Source organism: Actinomadura geliboluensis, from assembly GCF_005889745.1.
In the GTDB taxonomy this organism is placed as follows: Bacteria; Actinomycetota; Actinomycetes; order Streptosporangiales; family Streptosporangiaceae; genus Spirillospora; species Spirillospora geliboluensis.
The window spans coordinates 1-7,575 of record NZ_VCKZ01000419.1 but is presented as its reverse complement, the minus strand read 5'-3'; the positions used below and the strand labels follow the sequence as shown (position 1 = coordinate 7,575).

Below are 7,575 nucleotides of genomic sequence, written 5' to 3'. Positions count from 1 at the left end.
AGATGTGTATATGAGACAGGTGCCACCAGGGGGTGGTGGTGGCCAGGTTGCGTTGGACGTTGGTGACGCAGTGGATGTCGCCGCCGGCCGTGCCGACGTAGTGGGAGTAGTCCCAGTCCTCGATCCAGTGGACGCGGACGCCTGCCGTGCCCAGTGCCCGCTCAGTGGCTTGCTGGAAGACGTCCTGGCCGCCCTGCCGTGGCCCGTGCTGGGCCGGGGCGAGGTATCCGCCGGTGCCGGTGCTGATGCCGTTGGCGGCGTCCGGCAGGTAGGTGACGGTCAGGTCCTTGCGCGGGTAGTCGCCGGGCAGGTCGATCTTGGCGAACAGCGCCGGGACGCGGATGACGTCCCGTTCGTTGATCCCGGCCTTCTCGCGGAACTGGCGGAGGGCCCGGTCGACGCCCGCCGCCGCGATGCGGGTGCCGTTCACCAGCTCCGGCTTGCGGAGGGCCTGGGCGACCGTGAGGCCGGGGAACTGCGTGTTGGACGGGGCGACGCCCTCGACCAGCCGCTGCCCTCCGCCGCCGGTGGCGGCGACCTTCTTCAGCAGGTCCATGCCCATCCGCGGGTCCGCGATGACCATGGCCCAGCCCTTGCCGCCGCGCCGGGGGACGAAGTGGAGGAACTCGTCGATGTGGCCCACGCCGAGCCAGCTCGTGTCGACGGCGATCGGGTCCTGGTAGCCCTGCGCCTCCAGCATCCGGACGAACTTCGCGTCGGGGGTGAACTTGCCCTCGCCGCCGTAGACGATCCGGCCGGTGCGGTACTTGCCGTACGGCGGGATCGTCCCGAAGTTGCCGCTCGAACTGGCCGACCCGTAGTACAGGTTGTCGTCGGGGCGGTCGACCGTGGTGGCGTCGAACTCCTGGATCCCCGCGACGCCCGGTCCGCGCATCATGGTGAACACCGGGCGGGACGCGTCCCGGAGCGGGCGGTCGCGGGCGGGGAAGTCGGGGGTCACGGCCGGGGACCTGAGGTTCACCACGATGCGGTGCTCCCTGCCGCCCGGGCCCGGCATGGACGCGTAGCCCGCCTTGAACATGTCGCCCATCCACTGGTCGCCCCCGGCCGGGGACTCGATGAACGGCTTGCGCAGCCCCTCGGCGTCCAGCGCCCGCCGCAGGTCGCGCCGGTACGCCTCCTGGCCCTTGACGGGCTTGTCGGGGGCCTTGCCCTTCTCCAGCGTGACGGGAGCCTTGGGGTTCGCGACGACGGCGCGGTCCAGGGGGAGGAGGTCGTGCTGGAAGAGGACGGGCGCCACGCGCAGCCGCACCTTGTCGGACCGGGTTCGCCCGCCGTCGGTGACCGTCAGCGTGAGGTCGCTGAACCCGGACCAGGCGGCCGGGTCGCGGACGACGTCGCGGGCCTCGACCGCGAGCCGCACCCCGCGGCGCAGTTCGTCCGCGGTGATCGCGCCGTCCGCGCCGAGCGCCGTGAGGCGCCCGCCGCGCTGGACGAAGATCCGCACCTTGCTCCGCGACCGGGCGTCGGGATGCAGCGCCGCCCGCGCGGAACCGGACACGCCCTTCATCGCCGGGATCTCCAGCGGCGCCAGGTCGGCGGCGTCGGCCGCGCCGTTCACCACCGTGTCGGACGCGTCGTTGCACGCCGCCAGCGCGGTGTCGGTGAGCCGCTTGCCGTTCGCACCGGCCGTCGGGCAGCGGGAGGCGTCGTCGTCGAGGTTCGGCAACATGATCGCCCCGCGCGTGGCCGTCCACGCTCCGCGCCGGGCGTCGTCGGCGGGTGACAGCCGTCCGTCGCGGTCGGTGTCGGCGCGCAGCAGCGCGTTGCCGGACGACGCCGACGGCGCGCCGGCCAGCGCCGCCTCGGCCGTGATGCCGCAGCCCGCGAGGCAGGCCACCGCGGCCGCGGCCAGCCCGGTTCGTACGATTCGCTTGTGACCGTTCATGGGGACAAGCCTCGCGATCACGGCCCCGGACGGGCATCGACCGTTCGGCAGATCTTCGCGGCGGGCACCTCGTCCGTTCGGCAGAGGCGCCCGCGCGCCCTCACCGCCGGAGCGCTGATCGCCGCCCTCGCGATGGCCGCCGCCGCGGGCACACCGGGCGTGGGGCCGTTGATCACACTGTCGGCCTGGCTGACCGGCGCCGCGCTGGTCCTCATGCTCGCCTTTCCGGACGTCCGGCCGGGCGCGATCGCCGGCGCGGCCGGAGCCGGCTCGCTGGCCGCGACCCTGGCCTTCCAGGGGCCCGCCGGAAACCGGACGGCCGGTTGGTGGCTGGCGGAGTCGGTCGCGGCGGCGGTCGTCCTCCATCTGGTGGTGCGGCGCGCGGACGCCCGTCCCGCCGCGCTCGCGGGAGTGGCGGCCGCCGTCGCGGTGACCGTGCTCCCGCTGCGGCTGACGCTGCACGTCGTCCCGCCCGCGAGCCCGCGCGGCGCGGTGCTCGGCTGCCTGTTCTGCGGGCTCGGCGCGGCGGTCGCCGCCGGGACCGGGCTGTACCTGCGGTCGCTGGACGCGCGGCGGTCCCGGTCGGTGGCCGAGGCGCGGCGCGCGCAGCGCCTCGACCTGGCGCGCGACCTGCACGACTTCGTCGCGCACGAGGTCGGCGGGATGATCGTCCAGGCGCAGGCCGCGCAGCTCGGCGGCGACACCGCGGCGGCGCTCCGGCGGATCGAGGCGGCTGGGGCGCGCGCGATGTCCTCACTGGACCGCACCGTCCACATGCTCCACGACGACGGCCCCCGCGACGGCCCCCACGGCCTGGACGAACTGCCCGCGCTGGTAGACCGGTTCAGCACGTCGGACGGGGCCCGGGCCCGGCTGACGATGGACGCCGTCACTCCTCCTCCCGAGGTCGCGGCGACGGCGTACCGGCTGGTCGTCGAGGCCCTGACGAACGTCCGGCGGCACGCCCCGGGCGCGACCGCCGTCGAGGTCTCCGTCACCGCGAACGGGCCGCACCTGCGCGTCGCCGTCACCGACGACGGCCCCGGAGGCCGCACGGGCCGGCGGCGCGAACGGCGGCGCGGCGGCCTCGGGCTTGCCGGGACCGCCGAGCGCGTCGAGGCCCTCGGCGGCGACTTCCGCGCAGGTCCCGCCGGTGATCGGGGCTGGCGGGTGATCGCCCTGATCCCACTACGATCGCCGCCATGACCACTCGGATCGTCATCGCCGACGACCAGGATGACGTCCGTGGCGGCTTCCGCATCATCCTGGACGCCCAGCCCGACATGGCGGTGGTCGGGGAGGCCGCCGACGGCGCCGCCGCCGTCGACCTGGCCCGGCGGCTGCGTCCCGACGTCGTCCTCGCGGACATCCGGATGCCCCGCATGGACGGCCTGGAGGTCACCCGGCTGCTGGCGGGCCCCGGCGTGCCCGATCCGCTCCGGGTGCTCGTCGTCACCACCTTCGACCTCGACGAGTACGTGTACACGGCCCTGCGCGACGGCGCCTGCGGCTTCCTGCTGAAGCGCTCCGGCCCCACGCTCCTGGTGGAGGGCGTCCGCGCGGCGGCGGCGGGGGACGCGCTCATCAGCCCCACGATCACCACCCGGCTGCTGCGCCGCTTCGCCCCGCCCCGGCCGCGCGCCGACGACGGCAGCCTCACCGGCCGCGAGGCCGAGGTCGCGACGCTCGTCGCGCGGGGCCGCACCAACGCGGAGATCGCCGCCGAGCTGTCCATCACGCCCGGCACCGCCAAGACCCACGTCGCGAGCATCCAGCACAAGCTGGGCGTCCGGAACCGCGTCGAGATCGCCGCCTGGGCCTGGCAGACCGGCCGGCTCGGCTGACGACGGTTGCCTTAAAGTTCCCTATCGCTCCCTTTCTCGCGTATGTTGGGGAGCAATGGACGACAAGATGTACTCGGTCGAGGAGGTCGCGGACCTTCTCGGGCTTCATGTGCGGACGGTGCGGCGGTACATCCGGGAGGGGCGGCTCAAGGCCGTCCGGATCGGCAAGCAGTACCGGATCGGGCGCGACGGCCTGGAGGAGCTGACCGGGAGGCCGGAGCCCGCCGGACGGTCCGCCGCGCGGGTCGAGGTGTCGAGCATCGTGCAGGTCGACGGTGTCGACCGGCACCTGGCGGACCGGCTCGGCACGCTGGTGGTGAGCGCTGCGCAGAGCGGGCCCGACCCTGGGCAGCCGGTGCACATCCAGGTCGTCCATGACGAGGAAGGGCAGCGCTTGAAGGTCGTGCTGCTCGGCGGCGCGGCGGCCACGGCCGAGGTGCTGCGGTTGATCGACGCCGTGCTCGGCGAGGGCGGCGTGCTCGGACGGGAGGCCGGCGATGACTGATGTGGTGCAGGAGCGGGCCGGGGTCCAGGTGCTGGTCTGCGACCCGGACGGCCCGCTGATCGCCACCCTGGAGGACGGGCTCGACCTGGTCGGCGCGACCTACCTCGGCGCCGAGGTGGTGGCGGTGCCCGCGAACCGGCTGGACGTGCGCTTCTTCTCGCTGGGCACCCGTTTCGCGGGCGACCTCATGCAGAAGTTCGTCCAGTACGGGGTGAAGCTCGCGGTCGTCGGCGACATCTCCGGGCACATGGCGGGGAGTTCGGCGCTGCGCGCGCTGGTGCGGGAGTCGAACAGGTCCGGCCATGTGTGGTTCGTCCCGGACCTGGAGGCGCTCGACGCGCGGCTCGCGGGGACGCCATGAGCGTGATCTACAAGTCGGAGGCGGGGCGGCGCGAGCTGCTCGGCCACTACGAGCGGGCGCTGGACGCCTGGCCGGTGCCCGCCGAGCAGGTCAGGGTGCCGACCCGCGAGGGCGAGACCTTCGTGCTGGTCTCCGGCCCGCCGGACGCGCCGCCCCTGGTGCTGCTGCACGGCTCGGGAGCGAACGCGGTCATGTGGCGGGACGACGTCCCGGTGTGGTCGCGGCACTTCCGCACCCACGCCGTGGACCTCGTCGGCGAGCCGGGGCTGAGCGCGCCCTCGCGTCCCGTCCTCGGCACCGACGCCGTCGCGCTGTGGCTGGACGACGTGCTCGACGGCCTCGGGATCGCGGACGCGGCGGTCGTCGGCGCGTCCCTCGGCGGCTGGACGGCGCTCGACTACGCCGTCCGGCGGCCGGAGCGCGTGACCCGGCTGGCGCTGCTGTGCCCCGGCGGGCTGGGGCGGCAGAAGATCGGCTGGGTCGTCAGGACCCTGGCGGGCCGCCTGGTCGGGCGCGGCGGGCTGCGGGAGTCGGCGATGACCGTCACGGGCCTGGGCGAGGGGAGCGAGGTGCTCGACGGCGTCGTCCTGACGTTCACGCACTTCAACCCGCGCCGGGAGAAGCTCCCGGTGGTCCCCGACGACGCGCTGCGCGGCCTCCGCATGCCGGTGCTCGTCATCGTCGGGGCCCGGGACGCGATGTTCGACTCGCGGCAGACCGCGCGGCGCGTCCACGAGCTCGTCCCGCAGTCGACGGTGAAGTTGCTCCCGGACGTCGGCCACGCCGTCTTCGGGCAGGCCGGGACGATCGACGAGTTCCTCCGGGCGTGACGCCCGCGCGGGGTGTCAGGGCGCCGGGCGGGGGTGGCGGTCGGCGGTCAGGGCGGCGGCCGTCATCCGCTCCATCCGCCGGCAGGCCCGGTCGTAGAACTTGAGCTGGGTGCGGCGGCCGAAGACGCGGAAGCCGAGGCGCTCGATGGGGTGCGGTTCGGCCGCCGGCTGCGAGAACGCGTGGATGTGGAACTCGACCTCGCCGGTGTCGAGCCACTTGCGGACCTCCTGGTCCATCTGGCCGCGTTCGAGGTGCCCCTTCAGCGTGCGGTAGTTCCAGCCGTAGACCCGGACCTGGCGCCCGTCCAGCTCGACGGTCTCGTCGACGACCTCCCCGACGCGGACCCCGAGGTAGAAGCGTAGGCCGTAGAAGTGGCCCTCGAGCAGCATGTTCCGGCCCGGCTCGGGCGGGCCGGAACCGCTGATCCTCCGGATGACGGCCGGGTCCGCGTACGCGTAGTTCTGCACGAGCAGGCGGGCGATCTGCCAGCTTCCGCCGGGCACCGGCGGGCCGGGCGGCTCCGGAGGGAGCGGCTGCCGGCGGTCGTCGACGTCCCAGCCGCTCTCGGGCTTGTGCACGTCGTGCTGGGACGGGTCGAAGTTCAGCGGAAGGCGGTGCAGGCCCGCTTGCAGGCGCGTCCGCCGCAGGCGCCGCATCCCGGGCCTCATCGCGGCGCCTCGCGGAGGTGACGATCGTGGGAGACCTGCTGGACGGCGGCATACGTCGGGCCGCGCACCTGCTGGAGCAGCCCCGCGGGCTCCAAGCCCTCCACGGGGTTGTACGCGGGGTTGAATCGCCTGGCCTCGGTGGAGGCGAGCCCTTGCAGCCGGAGTTCCCCGAACCGCTCCCAGCCGCCCAACTCGGTCGCCACCAGCAGCGTCAGCGAGAACGGCCGGTCCCGCACGGCGCGGTCAAGGGAGCGCAGGTCGGACGGGACGGACGGCGAGTGGTAGACGGCCGCGCCGAGGATGAGGCGGCGGTCGCCGGCCCGGTAGGGGAGCAGGGAGCCGTAGAAGGCCGGGCTCCACACGGCCTTCAGATGGAGGAGGCGGCGGCCGAGCAGGGTGTGCCCGGTCGTGGCCAGCAGCAGTTCCGCGTCGGCGCCGGACGGCTGCCGCCAGCGCAGGGCCAGGCCGAGGATGTCCGGCAGCGGGGGCGGGAGGCCCATGGCGCGGGAGAGCCGCACCTCGGCCGGCAGCTCCGTGTGCTCGTCCAGGAAGGGGACTCCCCAGTACTGGGCTGTCCCGTGCAGCATCAGCGTGGCGTTGAAGAGGAGCCCTTCGGGATGCAGCGGACGGCTCCGCGCGCGGGCCGCGAGGGCGAAGGGGTGCTTGAACGCCGCCGTGACCGCTCGGGCGGCCAGGGTGTCCTCGGAGGACGAGCCGCTCGCCCGTTCCGTCTGGACCTCCACCTCGCCGACCATCCGGCCGCCGGACAGCTCGGCGACCCGGGCGCAGAAGTGCGCCCACATGTGGAGCTGCATCTCCTTGGCGATGCCGACCTTCTCGTAGAGGACCGCCGCCAGCCGCTCCCCGCTGCGCGCCCACGACTCGATCGTGAACAGGAGGTCGCCGCCGTCCGGGTCGCGCACGGCGCGGAACTCGATCTCCCCGGCCTCCAGATGGCCGTGCAGCGTCGCGAACCGGAACGACTCCGGGGTGCGCTCCACGACCCGCACCGGGCAGTTCCACGGCCCCGGCATGTGGACGACGTACTCGTCCTCCACCTCCAGCGGCAGGGAGGCCCCGGACGTCTTGTCGAAGACGGCGACCTCCACCGGCGAGGCCGCGTTGAGGTCGGCGCCCAGCCGGGTGATCAGCTCCGCCGGGCTGAGCGGGCTCCCGGCGATCCGGATCGCGTACCGCCGCTGGAACACCGGGCCGACGCCCTGCCGCGCGTCCTGCACCCGGTCGCCGGGGCGCCGCGGGATCCGCCTGACCTCGGCGACCGCCTCGGTCCGGAGCCGGCGCCGCCGCACCCGGCGGGACGTCCGCAGCCACCGCCATGCCGCGAGCCCCATGCCCGCGGGCCAGCGCACCGCGCGCACGCGCCGCCGCCACCGCACTCGCACGACGCCTCCCCCGAAGTCGCCCTCGCCGCCCCGCTCGGGGTGACGGGCCTGCCC

General features: G+C 74.5%; 8 protein-coding genes. 5 read left to right on the top strand and 3 right to left on the bottom strand.

Translation table 11 applies throughout. From position 1 onward, the window contains the following. A partial coding sequence (locus tag ETD96_RS37070) for a protein-arginine deiminase family protein (RefSeq protein ID WP_138641179.1) occupies nucleotides 1–1,909 on the bottom strand: 1,909 nt, incomplete at its 3' end. On the opposite strand from ETD96_RS37070, the gene ETD96_RS37065 reads away from it, so the two are divergent. From ETD96_RS37065 to ETD96_RS37045, 5 genes are read left to right on the top strand one after another with little or no spacing between them, the layout of a single operon-like run. Next, nucleotides 1,898–3,115 (top strand): sensor histidine kinase, encoded by a 1,218-nt coding sequence (locus ETD96_RS37065; protein ID WP_138641178.1) that lies wholly within the window; start codon nucleotides 1,898–1,900, stop codon nucleotides 3,113–3,115. The genes ETD96_RS37070 and ETD96_RS37065 overlap by 12 nt on opposite strands. Next, nucleotides 3,112–3,753 (top strand): response regulator, encoded by a 642-nt coding sequence (locus ETD96_RS37060; RefSeq protein WP_138641177.1) that lies wholly within the window; start codon nucleotides 3,112–3,114, stop codon nucleotides 3,751–3,753. The genes ETD96_RS37065 and ETD96_RS37060 overlap by 4 nt, the downstream gene beginning before the upstream one ends. Nucleotides 3,754–3,808: 55 nt before the next feature. Beyond that, complete coding sequence (locus ETD96_RS37055) at nucleotides 3,809–4,258, top strand: helix-turn-helix domain-containing protein (protein WP_205719636.1); 450 nt, start codon at nucleotides 3,809–3,811, stop codon at nucleotides 4,256–4,258. Next, the gene (locus ETD96_RS37050; protein ID WP_138641176.1) at nucleotides 4,251–4,619 is read left to right on the top strand and encodes a DUF4180 domain-containing protein; all 369 of its coding nucleotides are present in this window, start codon (nucleotides 4,251–4,253) and stop codon (nucleotides 4,617–4,619) included. Before ETD96_RS37055 ends, ETD96_RS37050 begins: the two co-directional genes overlap by 8 nt. Next, on the top strand, nucleotides 4,616–5,449 hold the full coding sequence (locus tag ETD96_RS37045; RefSeq protein WP_138641175.1) for an alpha/beta fold hydrolase: 834 nt from the start codon (nucleotides 4,616–4,618) through the stop codon (nucleotides 5,447–5,449). Before ETD96_RS37050 ends, ETD96_RS37045 begins: the two co-directional genes overlap by 4 nt. Nucleotides 5,450–5,464: 15 nt before the next feature. Here ETD96_RS37045 and ETD96_RS37040 read toward each other — a convergent pair whose 3' ends face one another. Continuing rightward, nucleotides 5,465–6,106 (bottom strand): DUF1990 family protein, encoded by a 642-nt coding sequence (locus ETD96_RS37040; protein ID WP_171069404.1) that lies wholly within the window; start codon nucleotides 6,104–6,106, stop codon nucleotides 5,465–5,467. 8 nt (nucleotides 6,107–6,114) lie between these two features. Continuing rightward, the coding region (locus tag ETD96_RS37035; protein ID WP_205719635.1) for a DUF1990 family protein at nucleotides 6,115–7,575 on the bottom strand (1,461 nt) is incomplete at its 5' end.

What these genes read in the sequence shown, in the direction of transcription:
- ETD96_RS37060 (WP_138641177.1), top strand. Translation starts at nt 3,112, where the DNA reads ATGACCACTCGGATCGTCATCGCCGACGACCAGGATGACGTCCGTGGC.
- ETD96_RS37055 (WP_205719636.1), top strand. Translation starts at nt 3,809, where the DNA reads ATGGACGACAAGATGTACTCGGTCGAGGAGGTCGCGGACCTTCTCGGG.
- ETD96_RS37050 (WP_138641176.1), top strand. Translation starts at nt 4,251, where the DNA reads ATGACTGATGTGGTGCAGGAGCGGGCCGGGGTCCAGGTGCTGGTCTGC.
- ETD96_RS37045 (WP_138641175.1), top strand. Translation starts at nt 4,616, where the DNA reads ATGAGCGTGATCTACAAGTCGGAGGCGGGGCGGCGCGAGCTGCTCGGC.
- ETD96_RS37040 (WP_171069404.1), bottom strand. Translation starts at nt 6,106, where the DNA reads ATGCGGCGCCTGCGGCGGACGCGCCTGCAAGCGGGCCTGCACCGCCTT.